The sequence below is a fragment of the Paraburkholderia sp. GAS333 genome, from assembly GCF_050435665.1.
In the GTDB taxonomy this organism is placed as follows: domain Bacteria; phylum Pseudomonadota; class Gammaproteobacteria; order Burkholderiales; family Burkholderiaceae; genus Paraburkholderia; species Paraburkholderia fungorum_A.
Genome location: NZ_JBNDKS010000001.1, coordinates 252,965 through 271,756 on the forward strand (window position 1 = coordinate 252,965; position 18,792 = coordinate 271,756).

16 protein-coding genes are annotated in these 18,792 nt (G+C 61.6%); 10 read left to right on the top strand and 6 right to left on the bottom strand.

Annotated features, from left to right (window positions below):
• Positions 1-72: 72 nt before the first annotated feature.
• Positions 73-1,182 carry an ABC transporter ATP-binding protein gene (locus ABH945_RS01170; RefSeq protein WP_074765520.1) on the top strand — a complete coding sequence of 370 codons (1,110 nt, stop codon included), beginning with the start codon at positions 73-75 and terminating at the stop codon, positions 1,180-1,182.
• Between the two features lie 69 nt (positions 1,183-1,251).
• The gene (locus tag ABH945_RS01175; RefSeq protein WP_074765518.1) at positions 1,252-1,548 is read left to right on the top strand and encodes a DUF1330 domain-containing protein; all 297 of its coding nucleotides are present in this window, start codon (positions 1,252-1,254) and stop codon (positions 1,546-1,548) included.
• Between the two features lie 22 nt (positions 1,549-1,570).
• On the opposite strand, the gene ABH945_RS01180 is transcribed toward ABH945_RS01175, so the two are convergent.
• The 3 genes from ABH945_RS01180 to dalD all read right to left on the bottom strand — a co-directional run bounded on the left by ABH945_RS01180 (position 1,571) and on the right by dalD (position 5,602).
• Positions 1,571-2,518: a sugar-binding transcriptional regulator gene (locus ABH945_RS01180; RefSeq protein WP_074765516.1), complete on the bottom strand. Its 948-nt coding sequence runs from the start codon at positions 2,516-2,518 to the stop codon at positions 1,571-1,573.
• A gap of 75 nt (positions 2,519-2,593) precedes the next feature.
• Entirely contained in the window at positions 2,594-4,075 is a 1,482-nt protein-coding gene (gene xylB / locus ABH945_RS01185; RefSeq protein ID WP_074765514.1) for a xylulokinase, read from the bottom strand.
• A gap of 114 nt (positions 4,076-4,189) precedes the next feature.
• Complete coding sequence (gene dalD, locus ABH945_RS01190) at positions 4,190-5,602, bottom strand: D-arabinitol 4-dehydrogenase (RefSeq protein WP_429249472.1); 1,413 nt, start codon at positions 5,600-5,602, stop codon at positions 4,190-4,192.
• Between the two features lie 389 nt (positions 5,603-5,991).
• On the opposite strand from dalD, the gene ABH945_RS01195 reads away from it, so the two are divergent.
• From ABH945_RS01195 to ABH945_RS01225, 7 genes are all read left to right on the top strand, one after another.
• Positions 5,992-7,005 (top strand): AraC family transcriptional regulator, encoded by a 1,014-nt coding sequence (locus tag ABH945_RS01195; RefSeq protein ID WP_429249473.1) that lies wholly within the window; start codon positions 5,992-5,994, stop codon positions 7,003-7,005.
• Positions 7,006-7,137: 132 nt separating this feature from the next.
• On the top strand, positions 7,138-8,100 hold the full coding sequence (locus tag ABH945_RS01200; protein ID WP_074765508.1) for an ABC transporter substrate-binding protein: 963 nt from the start codon (positions 7,138-7,140) through the stop codon (positions 8,098-8,100).
• Between the two features lie 61 nt (positions 8,101-8,161).
• Complete coding sequence (locus ABH945_RS01205) at positions 8,162-9,682, top strand: sugar ABC transporter ATP-binding protein (protein ID WP_074765506.1); 1,521 nt, start codon at positions 8,162-8,164, stop codon at positions 9,680-9,682.
• On the top strand, positions 9,669-10,676 hold the full coding sequence (locus ABH945_RS01210; RefSeq protein ID WP_074765504.1) for an ABC transporter permease: 1,008 nt from the start codon (positions 9,669-9,671) through the stop codon (positions 10,674-10,676). The genes ABH945_RS01205 and ABH945_RS01210 overlap by 14 nt, the downstream gene beginning before the upstream one ends.
• Before the next feature lie 33 nt (positions 10,677-10,709).
• Positions 10,710-11,798, top strand: coding sequence for an alcohol dehydrogenase catalytic domain-containing protein (locus tag ABH945_RS01215; RefSeq protein WP_429249474.1), 1,089 nt, complete (start codon positions 10,710-10,712; stop codon positions 11,796-11,798).
• 53 nt (positions 11,799-11,851) lie between these two features.
• A complete protein-coding gene (locus ABH945_RS01220) occupies positions 11,852-13,396 on the top strand; it encodes an FGGY-family carbohydrate kinase (protein WP_429249475.1) in 1,545 nt (514 codons plus the stop codon).
• Complete coding sequence (locus tag ABH945_RS01225) at positions 13,393-14,130, top strand: SDR family oxidoreductase (protein WP_429249476.1); 738 nt, start codon at positions 13,393-13,395, stop codon at positions 14,128-14,130. The genes ABH945_RS01220 and ABH945_RS01225 overlap by 4 nt, the downstream gene beginning before the upstream one ends.
• Before the next feature lie 948 nt (positions 14,131-15,078).
• On the opposite strand, the gene kynA is transcribed toward ABH945_RS01225, so the two are convergent.
• The 3 genes from kynA to kynB form a co-directional block, all read right to left on the bottom strand.
• Positions 15,079-16,026 (bottom strand): tryptophan 2,3-dioxygenase, encoded by a 948-nt coding sequence (kynA, locus tag ABH945_RS01230; protein ID WP_429249477.1) that lies wholly within the window; start codon positions 16,024-16,026, stop codon positions 15,079-15,081.
• A 10-nt stretch (positions 16,027-16,036) separates the two neighbouring features.
• On the bottom strand, positions 16,037-17,287 hold the full coding sequence (kynU, locus tag ABH945_RS01235; protein WP_429249478.1) for a kynureninase: 1,251 nt from the start codon (positions 17,285-17,287) through the stop codon (positions 16,037-16,039).
• A 173-nt stretch (positions 17,288-17,460) separates the two neighbouring features.
• On the bottom strand, positions 17,461-18,120 hold the full coding sequence (kynB, locus tag ABH945_RS01240) for an arylformamidase (RefSeq protein WP_429249479.1): 660 nt from the start codon (positions 18,118-18,120) through the stop codon (positions 17,461-17,463).
• Between the two features lie 130 nt (positions 18,121-18,250).
• On the opposite strand from kynB, the gene ABH945_RS01245 reads away from it, so the two are divergent.
• Positions 18,251-18,766, top strand: coding sequence for an Lrp/AsnC family transcriptional regulator (locus ABH945_RS01245; protein WP_074765489.1), 516 nt, complete (start codon positions 18,251-18,253; stop codon positions 18,764-18,766).
• The last annotated feature ends 26 nt before the right edge of the window (positions 18,767-18,792 follow it).

Sequence of the window (18,792 nt, forward strand, 5' to 3'; positions counted from 1 at the left end):
AGCATCTGGCAGGCAGCACTCAGAAGCAGCACTCAGCAAAGCACAGTACAGAGCAACATACGGAGACACATCATGGCAAGCGTAACTCTGCGCAACATCAGGAAGGCTTACGACGACAACGAAGTGATGCGCGACATCAACCTCGACATCGCGGACGGCGAATTCGTCGTGTTCGTGGGCCCGAGCGGTTGCGGTAAATCGACCTTGATGCGGATGATTGCCGGCCTCGAAGACATCAGCGGCGGCGATCTGACCATCGACGGCGTGCGCGTGAACGACGTTGCACCCGCCAAGCGCGGCATCGCGATGGTGTTCCAGTCGTACGCGCTGTATCCGCACATGACGCTGTACGACAACATGGCGTTCGGCCTCAAACTCGCGGGCACCAAGAAGCCGGAGATCGACGCGGCGGTGCGCAATGCCGCGAAGATTCTGCACATCGACCATCTGCTCGACCGCAAGCCGAAGCAGCTGTCAGGCGGGCAGCGTCAGCGCGTGGCGATCGGCCGCGCGATTACGCGTAAGCCGAAGGTGTTCCTGTTCGACGAACCGCTGTCGAATCTCGACGCTGCTTTGCGCGTGAAAATGCGCCTCGAATTCGCGCGTCTGCATGACGAACTGAAGACCACGATGATCTACGTCACGCACGATCAAGTCGAAGCGATGACGCTGGCCGACAAGATCGTCGTGTTGTCGGCGGGCAATCTCGAACAGGTGGGTAGCCCGACGATGCTGTATCACGCGCCGGCCAATCGCTTCGTCGCGGGTTTCATCGGTTCGCCGAAAATGAACTTCATGGAAGGCGTGGTGCAGTCGGTCACGCACGACGGCGTGACGGTGCGCTACGAAACCGGCGAGACGCAGCGCGTCGCGGTGGAACCCGGCGCGGTCAAGCAGGGCGACAAGGTGACGGTGGGGATTCGCCCCGAGCATCTGCATGTGGGCACGACCGACGACGGCATTTCGGCGCGCACGATGGCGATCGAATCGCTTGGCGATGCAGCGTATCTGTACGCGGAATCGGGCGTTGCGCCGGACGGTCTGATCGCGCGGATTCCGCCGCTCGAACGTCATACCAAAGGCGAGACGCAAAAGCTCGGCGCCACGCCCGAACACTGCCATTTGTTCGACAGCGAAGGGAAAGCATTCCAGCGTAAGATCGTCGAGGTGCTGGCCGCGTAACGATGAACCAGGCGGCGGGCACGCAGCTTTCTGTTTAGCTTTCCTCCACATCATGCTCAGGAAACGCTCATGCCCGCCTACGTCGTCATTACGCGCGAGAAGACGCTCGATCCCGCCAAGCTCGAAGAGTACAAACAGGTCGCGCCCGCTGTGTTCGAACAACATCCGGTGATGATGCTCGCGAGCCACGGGCGCAAGGAAGTGGTGGAAGGGCCGGCCATCGAGGAGATTCTGATTCTCGAATTCACCGGCTATGACGAGGCGCTCGCCTGGTATCGCAGTCCCGCGTATCAGCAGGTGAGTCAGACGCGGCTGCAGGGCGGCGATTACCGGATCATCATCACCGAAGGGTTGCCGCTGGTTTAGGGTTTCACACCCGGCGCGTGGCTCAGGCTTCCAGCGCGGCCCGCGCGCACAGTTCATCGGTCACCAGCCCCGACAGCCAGCCGCCTTTCAGCACGGCGATCAACGCTTCGCGCTTGCGCTGTCCACCAGCAAAACCAATCGTCGGACGGCGCGGCGGCGTGTCGAGCGCAATGCTCGTCACGCGGCGGCCTGTAGGCGATTCGACATGCGCGCCCGCCGAGTCGATCGGCAGGCCAAGCATTTCGGCCACCGCGCCGTTCTGCATCAACTCCTTCACTTCCGCCGACGTGATGAAGCCGTCTTCGTGCAGCGGACATTTCGGCCCGATATTGCCGATCCCGACGAACGCGACATCGGCCTCTGCCGACAGCGATTCGACGATCCGGTACAGCCGGTGATTGCACCATTGCGCGCGCTCGGCCTCGTTATCGGCGAGCAGCGGCGCGGGCAGCAGAAAATGCTTGCCGCCGGTCTTCTCGGAAATGTGCAGCGCGACGTCGTAGCGGTTCGAGGAGCCGTCCTGGGCGATCGCCCCGACCATTGATACCAACCGGTGCTGCGGACGGTCCAGTTGCGCGATCTGATCGACGGCGGCCTTCAGCGTCCGGCCGCTGCTCACGGCGACCACCATCGGTTTTTCCGCGCCGAGGTAGCGCTCCATCACCTGCGCGCCGGCCACGGCCAGCTTGCGGTCGACCTCTTCGGCGGCATCGCCGTCGATCGGCACGACTTCGCACATGGTGAGGCCGTAGCGCTTCGACAGTTGATCGGCGAGTGCGAGGCAGTCGGCGAGTTTGTGATCGACCCGCACGCGGATCAGGTTCTTTTCGACGGCGAATGCGACCAGCCGTTGTGCGACCGGGCGCGACACCTGCAGCTTCTCGGCGATTTCGTTCTGGGTATTGCCGGCGACGTAGTAAAGCCACGCCGCACGGGTTGCAAGATCTAGTTTTTCTGTGGACTTGGGCACGGTAACGGTTCGCTTGAAGTGCGCCGATGATAGCAGCCGGTCCCGACTCTCAACGGGGCCGGCTGCGCTGACCGGTCAGGCGAGCGGGGCTCGCGCCGGGTCGAATAACGGACGCACGTGGCGATAAAGCGCGCGATACGCTTCGAGCCGCGTGCGCAATTCCGCATGACGGCGCGGATTCGGCGTGAACTCCTTTTCGATGGGCGGTTTGGTCAGCACGGTGGCCGGATCGCCGCCCGCTGCCAGCCAGCCGAGACGCGCCGCGCCGAGTGCTGCGCCGGTTTCGCCGCCGCCGTGTTTGCGGGTGGCGGTGTCGAGCGCGTCGGCCAGCAATTGCGCCCAGTAGTCGCTGCGCGCACCGCCGCCGAGCAGCGACAGCGCCTTCGCTTCGGTGCCGGCGGCGCGTAACGCGTCGAGGCCGTCGGTGAGCGCGAGCGTCACGCCTTCGAGCACCGCGTAGCCGAGTAAGGCGCGGTCGGTCGCGTGATTCATGCCGAAGAACACGCCTTGCGCGTACGGGTCGTTGTGCGGCGTGCGCTCACCCGACAGATACGGCAGGAACAGCGGCGCGGTGGTCAACGCATCGGCGGGAAGCGCCTCGATTTCGGCGAGCAACGTGGGTTCGTCGGTGGACGTGAGCTTGCAGACCCAGCGCAAACAGCTCGCCGCCGACAACACCACGCTCATCTGATGCCAGCGGTCGGGAATCGCGTGACAGAACGCGTGCACAGCGGACGCCGGATTCGGCCTGAAGCTGTCGCCGACCACGCACAGCACGCCCGACGTGCCGAGCGACACGAAGCCGTCGCCCGGCTGCGTCGCGCCGATGCCGATCGCGCTGGTCGCGTTGTCGCCGCCGCCGGCCGCGACGATCACGCCGTCGCTCAAACCGAATTCGCGCGCGACCGAGGGCAGCAATGTGCCCGACGGCGCGCTGCCTTCGGCGAGGCTCGGCATCTGCGCGCGCGTCATGTTGCACGCGGCGAGCAGCGAGTCGGACCAGTCGCGCTTAGCGACGTCGAGCCACAACGTACCGGCTGCGTCGGACGGATCGGACACCTTGCCGCCGGTCAGTTGCAGACGCAGATAGTCCTTCGGCAACAGCACGCACGCGGTCTGCGCAAAAATCTCCGGCTCGTGACGCGCGACCCACAACAGCTTCGGCGCGGTGAAACCCGGCATCGCCAGATTACCGGCCACACTGTGCAGATCGGGCGCGCGTTCGGTCAGCTCGGCGCATTCCTTGTCGCTGCGCATGTCGTTCCACAGAATCGCAGGGCGCAGCACGCGGTCCTGCGAATCGAGCAGCACGGCGCCGTGCATCTGCCCGGACAGGCCGATGCCGCGAATCTGCGCGAACTCATCGGGATGCTTCGCGCGCAATGCGGCGAGCGCCGCGCGCGTGCCGGTCCACCAGTCTTCGGGATTCTGCTCGGCCCAGCGCTGATGCGGACGCGAAACGGTAAAAGGGGAGCCTGCGGTGCCGATCACGCGTCCATCGGACGCTAGCAGCAGGACTTTTACTTCGGACGTGCCGAGGTCGATGCCGAGATACATGGGCGCGGAACCTTCGTCGTTAGAGATGCACTACTTTAGCCGCACATGACGCGCGGTGCCATGCGCATTAAGCCTGGCAGCGCGCGTGAATCAAGGTGAATTGAAGCGCCGCGCTCAGGCTGCGCCGCGTTTGGCGAGCCACACGTCGACGCGCGCGAGCGCGCCCGCCAATGCGGATTCCAGTTCGGGCGTCTGCGCCATGCTGCCCCACAGCGACCGGTCGGCGGCGAAAGCTTTCAGCGGATCGGGCGCCGCGAAGAAAGCGTGCGCGACGCTGTCGTCCATCACGCCGTCCTGATACTTGTACGGCAGCTTGCCGTGATGCCAGCGTTCGAGAAAGCGGAAGAACAGCGCGGGCAGCATCGCTGTCGCAGCGGGTGTGACGCCGCGTTCGAAACATTCGGACAGCGTCGGCGCGATGAAACCAGGCAGCTTCGAAAAGCCGTCCGCCGCGACGCGCTGATTCGTGTCCTGGATATAAGGATTGCCGAAGCGTTCCAGCACCACGTCGCGATAACGCTCGAGATCAAGCGGACTCGGTGTGAGGCACGGGATCACGTCTTCGCTCACGTAGTCGTAGGCGAATTTCTGGATGTCGGTGTCGAGCGTGCCTTCGTGGATGTAGTTCAGCCCGACCAGCGTGCCGGCCCACGCAATGCAGCTATGCGTCGCGTTCAGGATGCGGATTTTCGCTTCCTCGTACGGCATCACCGAGTCGACCAGTTCCGCGCCGACCTTTTCCCACGCGGGGCGTCCAGCGATAAAACGGTCTTCGATCACCCACTGGATAAACGCTTCGCCCATCACCGGACACGCGTCGTCGACACCGGTCGCGGCCTTCACGCGCTCGCTCACGTCGGGCGTAGGGCGCGGCGTGATGCGGTCGACCATCGAACTCGGGCACGCGGTGTTGTCGTCGAACCATTGCGCGAGTTCGTCAGCACCGCGCCGCTCCAGAAACTCGCTCATGCCCGCGTGAAAACGCTCGCCGTTGCTGCGCAGGTTGTCGCAGGTTTGCAGCGTGACCGGACCCGCGCCGCGCTTCATGCGCGCGTCGAGAATCGCCGCGAGTGCACCGTAAATCGTCGTGTGGCCGCCTTGCAGATCGGCGGCAAGGTCGGCATTCGCGGTATCGAGTTCGTCTTCCTCGTCGAGGTAATAACCGCCTTCGGTGACCGTGAACGCAATGATCTTGCAGGCCGGATCGGCGCCGGCTTCGATCAGCCCGTCGAGGCTTTCTGTCCATGGAACCACGCGTTCGATCGAGCGGATTGTCTCGTAAGCGCGCTCGCCCTGAGGCGTGACGGTCTCGAGCGTATAGACGCCGTTTTGCGCAGCGAGCGCGTCGAGCACGGCGTTCATGTCGCCGCGAATATTGCCGACCGTGAGCGACCAGTGCGGCTCGCCCGCCACCTTCGCCTCGTTCAGCCGATGCAGATACCACGCCTGGTGCGCGCGATGAAACGATCCCGCGCCGATGTGCAGGATCACGTGGGCGGCCGTGCCGCTGCTTTGCCCGCTGTTCATGTTCGTCTCCTGAATGTCTCGCACGACACGGAGCGTGCGTTTTTTCTTAAGATGGAGCATTTGCTCTGCATGTGAGCGAATGATCGTACCCGCTGAAACGAATGTCAAGGCGAGTGCATGGGCTTTTTTGTGGCGCAGCGCGGCGTGGCGGGGTTTGCAGCGGGGTTCGGCGACGCCGGTCGCCAGATGGGGCGTACATCGACGGGCGCATTTAAGCGTATTGCATTGCACCAAAATTGACATTGGACGCGTCGGGAGTAACCCGAATGCAAAAAAGTATTGGTCCGCGGTCTCATTTCTAGTGGTGGATCGCGCGTTTGAAGGTTACTTTTCGCTCTACAAGATGAAGCTCAGCGGCGCCCCGGCGAACCGCATCATGGAGGCAGACAGTGCAACCCGATCTCGAGATCGTGGCCGTACGCCGCGACGAATCATTCAAAGTGTGGTCGCATGGTTATCCGTACCGGACGGTGCGCTGGCATTTTCATCCGGAATACGAAATTCATCTGATCGTGGCGACCACCGGCAAGATGTTCGTCGGCGATCACATCAGCAATTTCGCGCCGGGCAATCTCGTGCTGATGGGCCCGAACCTGCCGCACAACTGGGTCAGCGACGTGCCGGAAGGCGAGTCGATTGCGCAGCGCAATCTGGTCGTGCAATTCGGGCAGGAGTTCGTGTCGAGCTGTATCGACAGCTTTCCCGAGTGGCGGCAGGTCGACACCCTGCTCGCGGATTCACGGCGCGGGCTGTCGTTCGGCACGCAGACCAGCGCGGCGATCCTGCCGCTGTTCCACGAGTTGCTGGCCGCGCGCGGATTGCGCCGTCTCACGCTGTTCATGACGATGCTCGACATCCTGATGAACGCGGAAGACCGCGAGACGCTGGCGAGCCCCGCTTATCAGGCGGACCCGACGGGCTTTGCATCGACCCGTATCAATCATGCGCTTTCCTATATCGGCAAGAATCTCGCGAATGAACTGCGCGAGTCCGATCTTGCGCAACTCGCGGGCCAGAGCGTGAGCGCTTTCTCGCGATATTTCCGGCGGCATACCGGTCTGCCGTTCGTGCAATACGTGAACCGGATGCGCATCAATCTCGCGTGTCAGTTGCTCACCGACGACGAACTCAGCGTCACCGATATCTGCTTCAAGGCGGGCTTCAATAACCTGTCCAATTTCAACCGGCAGTTCCTTGCGGTGAAGGGGATGGCGCCGTCGAAATTCCGTCGCTATCAGCAACTGAACGACGCGAGCCGGGATGCATCCGAAGAAGCCGCCGCGCGCGGCGCGGGTATCGACGATGCACCGGCCATCGTGCTCGCACCCGGCCTGCCGCCCACGGTTGCCGCTGCGTATCCGCCGCTGAAGCGCGCCACGGGCGCGCAGCGGGCGACTAACTGATTCATGTAGTCCACGTAGTTCGCGCGTCTGGCCCGTAGCCGAAGCGCTTTATCTCACCTCGCGTTCGACACGTATCGCGCTGTCCCACGACAGCGTGAGGGACGCGTTCAACCTTAATAACGGAGACAAACCATGACGCAATTCCCTCAACTGCCTTCACAGCGGGCCACGTTGACGAGCTTCGCGCGCAACACGGCGGCTTTCGCGACGCTCGCATTCGGCCTCTCGTTGATCGCCGCGCCCGCTGCGCAAGCCGCGCCGCTGAAAATCGGCATGACGTTCCAGGAGTTGAATAACCCGTATTTCGTGACGATGCAGAAGGCGTTGAACGACGCGGCCGCATCGATCGGTGCGACGGTGGTCGTCACCGATGCGCATCACGATGTCAGCAAACAGGTCAGCGATGTCGAAGACATGCTGCAAAAGAAGATCGACATTCTGCTCGTGAATCCGACCGACACGACCGGCATTCAATCGGCGGTGACGTCGGCGAAGAAAGCGGGCGTGGTTGTGGTTGCCGTCGACGCAAACGCGAACGGCCCGGTCGATTCGTTCGTCGGTTCGAAGAACTACGATGCGGGCGAAATGGCCTGCGATTACCTCGCGAAATCGATTGGCGGCAGCGGTGAAGTCGCGATTCTCGACGGCATTCCGGTGGTGCCGATTCTCGAACGCGTACGCGGTTGCAAAGCGGCGCTCGCGAAAGCGCCAGGCGTGAAACTCGTGGATACGCAAAACGGCAAGCAGGAGCGTGCGACCGCGTTGTCCGTCACCGAGAACATGATTCAGGCGCATCCTAATCTGAAGGGTATTTTCAGCGTGAACGACGGCGGCTCGATGGGCGCGTTGTCGGCAATCGAATCGTCCGGTAAGGACATCAAGCTGACGAGCGTCGACGGAGCGCCGGAAGCAATCGCCGCGATCCAGAAGCCGAATTCAAAATTCATCGAGACGTCCGCGCAATTTCCGGCTGACCAGGTGCGTATTGCACTCGGCATTGCGCTCGCGAAGAAGTGGGGCGCCAATGTGCCGAAAGCGATTCCCGTCGACGTGAAGATGATCGACAAGAGCAATGCCAAGGGTTTTAGCTGGTAACGCGAAGTCCGGTTGCCGCGCGTCGTTTGACGCATGGCAACCGGCGGCAAAGGAGGACCCGATGGACACCATTCTTAAACTCGACAACATCACCAAAAGCTTTCCGGGTGTGAAGGCGCTGCAAGGCATTCACCTGGAAATCGCGCGCGGCGAGATTCACGCACTGCTCGGTGAAAACGGCGCGGGCAAATCGACGCTGATGAAAATCCTGTGCGGTATTTATCAGCCGGACGAAGGCACGATCACGATCGAAGGCGAGGCGCGTCACTTCACGAACTATCACGACGCAGTCGCTGCGGGCGTCGGCATCGTGTTTCAGGAGTTCAGCCTGATTCCGTATCTGAACGCAGTGGAGAACATGTTTCTCGGCCGCGAAATGAAGAACGGTTTGGGTCTGCTAGAACGCGGCAAGATGCGGCGCGCGGCGGCGGCGATTTTTCAGCGGCTCGGCGTGGCGATCGATCTGTCGGTACCGATTCGCGAGCTGTCGGTCGCGCAGCAGCAGTTTGTCGAAATCGGCAAGGCGTTGTCGCTGGAAGCGCGCATTCTGATTCTCGATGAGCCGACCGCGACGCTCACGCCTGCCGAAGCGGAGCATCTGTTCGCGATCATGCGCGACCTGAAAAAGCAGGGTGTCGCGATGATTTTTATCTCGCACCATCTCGAAGAAATTTTCGAAGTGTGCGACCGCATTACTGTGTTGCGCGACGGCCAGTATGTCGGCATGACCGAGGTGGCGGAGTCCGACGTGGGACGTCTCGTGCAGATGATGGTGGGACGCCGGATCGAAAGCAGCTTTCCGCCGAAGCCGCCGTTGCGGGCCGATGCGAAGATCGTGCTGGATGTTCAGAAGCTGCAATTACTGAAGGACAGCCCCGAGTTGAGTTTCACGCTGCGTGAAGGCGAAATTCTCGGCTTCGCGGGACTCGTCGGTTCGGGCCGCACGGAAACCGCGCTCGCGGTGATCGGCGCGGATCCGGCCTACGTGAAGGAGATTCGCATCAACGGCGAGTCCGCGAAGTTGTCCGACCCCGCCGACGCTTTGCGTGCGGGCGTCGGCATCCTGCCGGAAAGCCGCAAGACCGAGGGGTTGATTACCGACTTCTCGATCAAGCAGAACATCTCGATCAACAACCTCGGCAAATATCGATCGATGCGGTTTTTCATCGACCAGCGCAGTGAAGCGCGCGCGACCGCCGACATCATGAAACGCGTCGGCGTGAAAGCGCCGACGATGCACACCGAAGTCGCAACGCTCTCCGGCGGCAATCAGCAGAAAGTCGTGATTGCGCGCTGGCTGAATCACCACACCAACATCCTGATCTTCGACGAACCGACGCGCGGCATCGACGTCGGCGCCAAAGCCGAAATCTATCTGCTGATGCGCGAACTCACCGGGCGTGGCTACTCGATCATCATGATCTCATCCGAATTGCCGGAGATCGTCGGCATGTGCGACCGCGTCGCCGTGTTCCGGCAGGGACGCATCGAAGCGATGCTCGAAGGCGACGCGATCGACTCGAACGCCGTGATGACTTATGCCACTGCCGGCGCCCTTGGAGCACCCCATGAACACGCCTAATCCTTCTTCTTCGCCGAAGACTTCCACGGTGAGTAGCGACACACCGGGTGCGCCTGTGCGCTTCACCTGGGCCGCGTTGAAACGCTCCACGTTGTTCTATCCGTTCATCGGATTGCTGGTCGTGTGCATCGTGATGGTCTTTGCCAGCGACAGCTTTCTCTCCGCGGCGAACATCGAGAACGTGCTGCGCCAGGTATCGATCAACGCGATCATTGCGGTCGGCATGACGTGCGTGATTCTCACCGGCGGCATCGACCTCTCGGTGGGCTCGGTGATGGCATTGGCGGGCACGCTCGCCGCGGGTTTGATGGTCGCCGGCATGAACGCCGTCGCCGCGCTGGCAGTGGGCATCGCGGTCGGATTGGGATTCGGCGCGGCCAACGGCTTCTTCGTCGCGTTCGCGGGCATGCCGCCGATCATCGTCACGCTGGCGACCATGGGCATCGCTCGCGGGCTTGCGCTGATCTACACCGGCGGTTATCCAATTGACGGCTTGCCCGACTGGGTCAGCTTCTTCGGCAGCGGCAAGATTCTCGGCATTCAGGCGCCCGTCGTGATCATGGCGGTGATCTACGTGATCGCGTGGGTGCTGCTCGAACGCATGCCGTTCGGCCGCTACGTCTACGCGATTGGTGGCAATGAACAGGCCACGCGTTTGTCCGGCGTACGCGTGGCGCGCGTAAAGCTGATCGTCTACACGATAGCGGGTTTGACGTCCGCGTTCGCGTCCATCGTTCTGACCGCGCGTTTGATGAGCGGCCAGCCGAACGCGGGCGTCGGCTTCGAACTCGATGCGATTGCCGCTGTGGTGATGGGCGGCACGTCGATATCCGGTGGGCGCGGTTCGATCATCGGCACGTTGATCGGCGCGCTGCTGCTCGGCGTGCTGAACAACGGCCTGAACATGGTCGGCGTGAATCCGTATGTGCAGAACGTGATCAAGGGCGGAATCATTCTGCTCGCGATCTACATTAGCCGCGACCGTAGAAAGTAAATTCCCCTCGACTCCTTTTAGCAGGACCATGCAATGACGACACAATCCGACAAAGAGAACATGACCGCCATCGTCTGTCACGCGCCGAAAGATTATCGCGTCGAACAGGTGTCGAAACCGAAGGCCGGCACGCACGAACTGGTGATCCGCATTGCAGCGTGCGGCATTTGCGCGAGCGATTGCAAATGCCATTCCGGCGCGAAAATGTTCTGGGGTGGCCCGAGCCCGTGGGTAAAAGCGCCGGTGATTCCGGGGCACGAATTCTTTGGCTATGTCGAAGAAATCGGCGAAGGCGCAGCCGACCATTTCGGCGTCGAACCGGGTGACCGCGTGATCGCCGAACAGATTGTGCCTTGTGGCAAGTGCCGTTATTGCAAATCCGGCAAGTACTGGATGTGCGAAGTGCACAACATTTTCGGTTTCCAGCGCGAAGTCGCGGATGGCGGCATGGCCGAATACATGCGCATTCCGCCGACCGCGATTGTTCATAAGATTCCCGACGGCATTTCTCTCGAAGACGCCGCGATCATCGAGCCGTTGGCGTGCGCGATTCACACGGTCAATCGCGGCGATCTGCAACTCGACGATGTGGTGGTGATCGCAGGCGCCGGTCCGCTCGGATTGATGATGACGCAAGTCGCGCATCTGAAGACACCGAAGAAACTGGTGGTGATCGATCTGGTGGAAGAGCGCCTCGCGCTGGCACGCGAATACGGTGCGGACGTGACGATCAATCCGAAAGAGCAGGATGCGCTCGCGATCATCCATTCGCTGACGGACGGCTACGGCTGCGATGTGTATATTGAAACGACCGGTGCGCCGATCGGCGTCAACCAGGGGATGGACCTGATTCGCAAGCTCGGGCGTTTCGTGGAGTTTTCAGTGTTCGGTGCGGATACGACGCTGGACTGGTCGGTGATCGGCGACCGCAAGGAACTCGACGTACGCGGCGCGCATCTGGGGCCGTACTGCTATCCGATCGCAATCGATCTGCTGGCGCGCGGACTCGTCACGTCGAAAGGCATTGTCACGCACGGCTTTTCGCTGGAAGAGTGGGACGACGCGATCAGGATTGCGAATTCGCTCGATTCGATCAAGGTGCTGCTGAAACCGCGCGCGTGAGTTTTTGCGCGGTACAAAGCGCGTGCACCAGCGGACTATAAAACGGAGACTGTATGAACTACGTGATCGGCATCGACATCGGCACGCAGAGCACCAAGGCGCTGCTGGTCGATCAGCATGGCACGATCGTCGCGCAACATGCGTCGGGCTATCAGCCGGATACGCCCAAGCCGCTGTGGGCTGAACAATGGCCGGCCGTGTGGTTGAAGGCGGTGGTGGAATGCATCGCCGCTTGCGTGGGCAAAGCGAAGCAGGCGGGCGTCGCGGCGAAGTCGATCAAGGCGGTGTGCGTGAGCAGTCTGTACGGCGGCTCGGGTATTCCGGTCGATAACGAAATGCGGCCGCTCGCGCCGTGTCTGATCTGGATGGATCGGCGTGCGACGCGCGAGGTCGAGTGGGTGCGCGCAAACGTCGATCTCGAACGGCTCTACACGATTACCGGCAACGGCGTGGACAGCTACTACGGCTATACGAAGATGTTGTGGCTGCGCGATCACGAGCCGGACGTATGGGCGAAAACGCGCTATTTCCTGCCGCCGAACGCGTACGTGATCTACATGCTGACGGGCGAGGTCGCGGTCGATCATAGTTCGGCGGGCAACATCGGCGGCGTCTACGACATCGCGAAACGCGACTGGTCCGACGAAGCGCTCGACATGCTCGGCATTCCCGCGACGATGATGCCGGAGCGACTGGTCGATTCATCGGACGTGGTGGGTGGCCTGTTATCGCAGTGGACGGAGCAACTCGGACTCGACACGGGCACGGCGATCGTCGCGGGCGGCGTGGATGCCGCGATGGCCACGTTTGCGGCCGGCGTCACGCGGGCAGGGCAGCATGTCGCGATGATCGGCACGAGCATGTGCTGGGGCTACATCAATCAATCCGTCGATGCGCGTCATGGGTTGATCAGCATGCCGCACGTCTTCAACGGCCAGCACGATATCTACGTATTCGGCGGTGCGATTACGGCGGGCGCGTCGGTCACCTGGTATCGCGAGCAGTTCTGCCAGGCCGAGATCGAAGCCGCGCGCGCGATGCCGCATGGCGACGCGCATCGTTTGCTGGAAGAGTCCGCAGGCAAGGTGCCGGCCGGTTCGGACGGCGTGATGTTTCTGCCGTATCTGATGGGCGAACGCAGTCCTGTGTGGGACGCAAAGGCGAGCGGCGCGTTCGTTGGCCTGAGCCTCTTTCATACGCGCGCGCATCTGTACCGCGCGGTGCTGGAGGGCGTGTCGTTTGCGTTGAAGCACAACATCGAGGCAGGGCGCAAAGGCGCGCAATCGCTCGATGACAAACTGATCGTCGTCGGCGGCGCCGCGCATTCCGATTTGTGGATGCAGATTATCGGGGACATCACCGGCTATCCGGTCTACACGATCGAGCAGGATGTCGAAGCGGCGATGGGCGCGGCGTTACTTGCAGCGGTAGGCGTCGGCCTTGTTTCGCGTGAAGACGCGCAGCGCGGCTGGGTGACGTTGGTCGAACGCGCGCAACCCGATGCTGTGCGAATGACGTTATACGAGCAGCGCTTTGGCGTTTATACGGACCTCTATCCGGCGTTGAAGCCGGTCATGCATCGGTTGCAATCATCATGAATGCTACTTTCGATTTTTCTGGCCGCTCGATTCTCGTGACGGGTGCATCGAGCGGTATCGGCCGCGCGACTGTCGAAGCGCTGTGCGCTGCGGGCGCGAATGTCGTGGCGGCAGCGCGTAACGTGAACGAACTCGCACGACTCGCGGAGGAAACCGGTTGCGAGCCGCTGGTGCTGGACGTCGGCGACGAGGCTGCAATCGACGATGCGTTGGGTTCGCTCGATGCATTCGACGGCCTGGTGAATTGCGCGGGCATTGCGTTGCTGGAGCGTGCGGTGGATACGACGGCTGCGAGTTTCGATCGGGTGATGGCGGTGAATACGCGCGGCGCGGTGCTGGTTGCCAAGCATGTCGCGCGCGGGATGATCGAAGCTAAGCGCGCGGGCAGTATCGTGAACGTGTCGAGTCAGGCCGCGCTTGTCGCGCTGGACGATCATTTGAGTTATTCGGCTTCCAAGGCGGCTATGGACGCGGTGACGCGCGCGCTTTGTATCGAGTTGGGGCCGTTCGGGATTCGCGTGAATAGCGTTAATCCTACGGTTACGTTGACGCCGATGGCGGTGCTTGCGTGGAGTGATCCGGTTAAGCGGGATCCTGCTTTGGCGGCGATTCCTTTGCGGCGGTTTGCCGAGTCGGCTGAGGTGGCTGCGGTGATTCTGTTTTTGTTGAGTGAGGCAGCTTCGATGGTGAGTGGGGTGGCTTTGCCGGTTGATGGGGGGTATACGGCGAGGTGATTTTTTGTTTTTTGTTTTGGGTAGGTTCTTTGTGGTGTTGGCCTTGTGGTCACGGTGGTCTATTAGCGTTGCCCCTGTGCGGGGCGGGGCTGAGCTTTTTTGGGCTGCGCCCTTTGGCGGTGTGCTTCGTGGCGTTGGCCTTTCCTTGTGATCACGGTGGTCTATTAGCACTGCCCCTGTGCGGGGCGGCACTTACTTTCTTTGCCGCCGCAAAGAAAGTAAGCAAAGAAAGCGGGCTCACACCGCTAACCATTAAGCGGGTCCCCTGGCTTGGAGGGGGCAGTGGTGCATCTGGAATCGGTGCCTTCGCACACTCCGCGTTCGTGACAAGGCAGTCATGCTTCCCGACTCGCACTACGTGCTCGCCGGAATGGTCGGTCCCCGCGTTGGTTGGTGTGCAATCGGGTTGCCTCGTGATGCTCTGCCGAATGCTTGTTCGATCAGGAACGCAGTGCGCCCGTGCCGAAACGCGGGGGCGCATAAACCACAATTCAATTGGATAGCGTGCCCTCAGAACGAGGTTGCACGAAGCATGAGCGCGGGGGTTTGATAACTACCGCGACGGCGCGCGAAGCGCCGCCGGAACAATGACTGCTTTGTCACGAAGGCGGAGTGTGCGGAAGCACTGATTCCAGATGCACCACTGCCCCCTCCAAGCCAGGGGACCCGCTTCAAGGCTAACGGTGTGAGCCCGCTTTCTTTGCTTACTTTCTTTGCGGCGGCAAAGAAAGTGAGTGCCGCCCCGCACAGGGGCAGCGCTAATAGACCACCGTGATATCAAGGAAAGGCCAACACCACGAAGCACACCACCAAAGGGCGCAGCCCAAAAAAGCTCAGCCCCCGCCCCGCACAGGGGCAGTGCAAATAGACCACCGTGATCACAAGAAAAGGCCAACACCACCAACACCACATTCAAAACCAGAACCCACCGCACGAGGCGAACCCAACCTACAACATCGTCCTAACCTGCCAAAGCTCAGGAAACAAAACCACATCCAGCATCTTCCGAAGATAAACCGCGCCGTTCGTCCCGCCAGTCCCCTGCTTAAATCCGATAATCCTTTCAACGGTAGTGACATGCCTGAACCGCCACTGCCGAAAAGCATCCTCGAGATCGACAAGTTCCTCGGCCATCTCATACAACTCCCAATGCTGCGAAGGATTCCGATAAACCTCCAGCCACGCCGCTTCAACCGAAGCATCATGCACAGTAGGCTGCGTCCAGTCCCTCTCCAGCCGCGAGGCTGAAATCGCGAACCCGCGCCGCGCCAGCAACCTCACCACTTCATCATAAAAAGACGGCGCTTCGAGCGAAGCCTTAACCTCAGCAAACACATCCGCCCGATGCGCATGCGGTTTCAACATCTGCGCGTTCTTATTGCCGAGCAGAAACTCGATCTGCCGATATTGATAAGACTGAAACCCGGAAGAACTTCCCAGATAAGGCCGCATGGCCGTGTATTCGGACGGCGTCATCGTTGCGAGTACACTCCACGCCTGAACGAGTTGCTCCATGATCCGCGACACGCGCGCAAGCATCTTGAACGCGGGCGGCAACTCGTCGCGATGCACCGCCTTCAACGCGGCACGCAACTCGTACAGCGCGAGCTTCATCCACAACTCGCTCGTCTGATGCTGAATGATGAACAGCATCTCGTTGTGATCCGGCGACAACGGATGCTGCGCATCCAGCACCGTCCCGAGCGACAGATAATCGCCGTAACTCATCGACTCCGAGAAATCGAGTTGCGCGTCGTGCCAGCCATCGCCGGAAGTGGCATCGTCAACTGAACGGGTAGAGGAGTCGGCGGCCGTTGCCTCACGTCCATGTCCAAACGGACAGCCTTGCGCAGCTTTTTCTTCCGGCAAACCCGGCGTTTGCATGTGATCGGTCATGACAGGCTCCTCAAGTCACCGCACCGCGCGCGGCGAATTCAGGCGCACGCCAGGTTTCCTGCGTGAGCACTTCGCGCAAGGTTTCAACCGCATCCCACACATCGACAAAGCGCGTATAGAGCGGCGTAAAACCGAATCGCAACACATGCGGCTCGCGATAATCGCCGATCACACCACGCGCGATCAACGCCTGCATCACCTCATAGCCATGCGGATGTTCGAAGCTCGCATGCGAGCCGCGTTGCGCATGCTCACGCGGCGTGACCAGCTTCAACGGAAACTCGCTACAACGCGCTTCGACCAGTTCGATAAACAGATTGGTCAACGCGAGCGACTTCTGGCGAATCGCCTGCATGTCGGTTTGCAGGAACACGTCGAGCCCGCATTCGACCAGCGACATCGACACCATCGGCTGCGTGCCGCAAAGAAAGCGGCCGATGCCGTCGTCCGGTTGATACGCCGGTTCCATCCTGAACGGCGCGCGATGTCCCCACCACCCGGACAGCGGCTGCGCGAAATCGTTTTGATGCCGCTTCGGCACCCACACGAACGCGGGCGAACCCGGTCCGCCGTTCAGATACTTATACGTGCAGCCGACCGCGTAATCCGCGTTGACGCCGTTGAGATCGACCGGCACCGCGCCCGCCGAATGCGCGAGGTCCCACAGCGCGAGTGCGCCCTTGTCGTGGATCAGTTGGGTCAGCGCGGCCATGTCGTGCATGTAGCCGGTGCGGTAGTTCACATGCGTGATCATCGCGATGGCCGTGTCGTCGCCGATGGCGGCAGGCAACTCGGAAGGATCGTCGACCAGACGCAATTCGTAGCCCCGGTCGAGCTGCTCGATCAGGCCTTGCGCGATGTACAGATCGGTCGGGAAATTCGAGCGCTCGGACACGATCACGCGACGCTTCGGATCGCGCGCATTCGCGACCCGTACGGCTGCGGAGAGCAGCTTGAACAGGTTGATCGAAATCGTATCGGTGACGACCACTTCGCCGTCGTCGGCACCGATCAGCGGCGCGAGCTTGTTGCCCAGACGGCGCGGCAGTTCGAACCAGCCGGCGTTATTCCAGCTGCGGATCAGGCCTTCGCCCCATTCGGCGGCGATCACGGTCTGCGCGCGTTGCGCGGCGGCGGCAGGCGGCACGCCGAGCGAGTTGCCGTCGAGATAGATGGTGGTCGGCGACAGCGCAAATTGGGCGCGCAGCGGCGCGAGCGGATCGGCGCTATCGAGCGCCAGTGCTTCGTCACGATGGTTCATGGCGGTTCCGTGGGTGAATTCGTTCAGATTCGGTGAAAAGTTCGATTGGGAATGCGCGCGCGGCGCTTGATACGTTTCGGGGCGACGTGCCGGGCTTAAGCGTCGGGGCCAGGCCTCCGACCTAAGCCCCTGACCTAAGTCTCAGATCGAAGCCCCAGACCTAAACACGGGCACTAAGCCCCCGGCGGCGCCTCGGCCCGCGCCCCAGGCAACGCGCGTAAAACCGCCCGCACCGGACTCGCGTCGAGCGTGGTCAGCTTCAGCGGCAGCGCGATCAACTCATAGTCGCCGGGCGCGACCGCATCGAGCACGATGCCTTCGAGAATCGCCATGTTGTGCGCGCGGATTCGATGATGAGCGTCCATCGTCTTCGATTCCTGCGGATCGAGCGACGGCGTATCGATGCCGACCAGCTTCACTCCCTTCGACGCGAACAGGTCGATCGTCTCGGGCGCGACCGCGCAAAACGCGCTATCCCAGGCGGCAGTCGGCGCATTTCTGTAAGTCCGCAGTAAGACGCGCGGCGGCAGGTTCTCGAGCGACCCGGCGAGGTGTTGTGGCATCACAACAGGAGATACCCCTATGCAGTGAATCACCCTGCATAAACCGAGATAAATATCGAGCGGCACCTCGCCGATTGCCGCGCCTTCTGCGTCGTAATGCAGCGGTGCGTCGGTGTGCGCGCCGGTGTGCGGCGACAGCGTCAGCCGCGCGACGTTGACGGGCGAGCCCGCCTCCATGCGCCATACGCGGTCGATCGTGACCGGCGTGTCGCCTGGCCAGACGGGTGTCGCGGTATCGACGGCGGGGGTGATGTCCCAGAGTGTTTGCATGTCTCCATCTGCGGAATATGTCTATCCGGGAATGATAGGTGTCTTGCCGTGAAATGTGATTGCGAAAAAATCACCTTCTGAGCCCTGTCTTGGAACATAATTTGATTCAAACCGGAAAGGGAGACCGAATATGAACGCGATCTCGCTCGACGCCACCGATTGCCGTATCTTGACGGTGCTTCAGCAAGAAGGACGGATCAGCAATCTCGACCTCGCAGAGCGCATCTCGCTCTCGCCATCAGCCTGTCTGCGGCGCCTGCGTTTGCTGGAAGAGCAGGGCGTCATCGAACATTACCGCGCGTGTCTGAACCGCGAAGTTCTGGGTTTCGAACTGGAAGCGTTTGTGCAGGTGTCGATGCGCAACGACCAGGAAAACTGGCACGAGCGCTTTGCAGAGGCAGTGCGTGACTGGCCGGAAGTGGCCGGCGCGTTTGTCGTCACTGGCGAGAGCCATTATTTGCTGCGCGTGCTCGCACACAACCTCAAACACTATTCTGATTTCGTGCTGCAGCGGCTGTATAAAGCGCCCGGCGTGATGGATATCCGTTCGAATATCGTGCTGCAGACGCTGAAGGAAGATTCTGGCGTGCCGGTGTCGCTAGTGGCGAAAACCGGCGGGCATAGCGCGGCGCATAACGATCGATGAGGGTGGGCGTCGCCGGCCGAGAAGGC

Coding starts and splice junctions, on each gene's coding strand:
- ABH945_RS01170 (WP_074765520.1), top strand. CDS start 73: ATGGCAAGCGTAACTCTGCGCAACATCAGGAAGGCTTACGACGACAAC.
- ABH945_RS01175 (WP_074765518.1), top strand. CDS start 1,252: ATGCCCGCCTACGTCGTCATTACGCGCGAGAAGACGCTCGATCCCGCC.
- xylB (WP_074765514.1), bottom strand. CDS start 4,075: ATGTATCTCGGCATCGACCTCGGCACGTCCGAAGTAAAAGTCCTGCTG.
- dalD (WP_429249472.1), bottom strand. CDS start 5,602: ATGAACAGCGGGCAAAGCAGCGGCACGGCCGCCCACGTGATCCTGCAC.
- ABH945_RS01200 (WP_074765508.1), top strand. CDS start 7,138: ATGACGCAATTCCCTCAACTGCCTTCACAGCGGGCCACGTTGACGAGC.
- ABH945_RS01205 (WP_074765506.1), top strand. CDS start 8,162: ATGGACACCATTCTTAAACTCGACAACATCACCAAAAGCTTTCCGGGT.
- ABH945_RS01210 (WP_074765504.1), top strand. CDS start 9,669: ATGAACACGCCTAATCCTTCTTCTTCGCCGAAGACTTCCACGGTGAGT.
- ABH945_RS01215 (WP_429249474.1), top strand. CDS start 10,710: ATGACGACACAATCCGACAAAGAGAACATGACCGCCATCGTCTGTCAC.
- ABH945_RS01220 (WP_429249475.1), top strand. CDS start 11,852: ATGAACTACGTGATCGGCATCGACATCGGCACGCAGAGCACCAAGGCG.
- ABH945_RS01225 (WP_429249476.1), top strand. CDS start 13,393: ATGAATGCTACTTTCGATTTTTCTGGCCGCTCGATTCTCGTGACGGGT.
- kynA (WP_429249477.1), bottom strand. CDS start 16,026: ATGACCGATCACATGCAAACGCCGGGTTTGCCGGAAGAAAAAGCTGCG.
- kynU (WP_429249478.1), bottom strand. CDS start 17,287: ATGAACCATCGTGACGAAGCACTGGCGCTCGATAGCGCCGATCCGCTC.
- kynB (WP_429249479.1), bottom strand. CDS start 18,120: ATGCAAACACTCTGGGACATCACCCCCGCCGTCGATACCGCGACACCC.
- ABH945_RS01245 (WP_074765489.1), top strand. CDS start 18,251: ATGAACGCGATCTCGCTCGACGCCACCGATTGCCGTATCTTGACGGTG.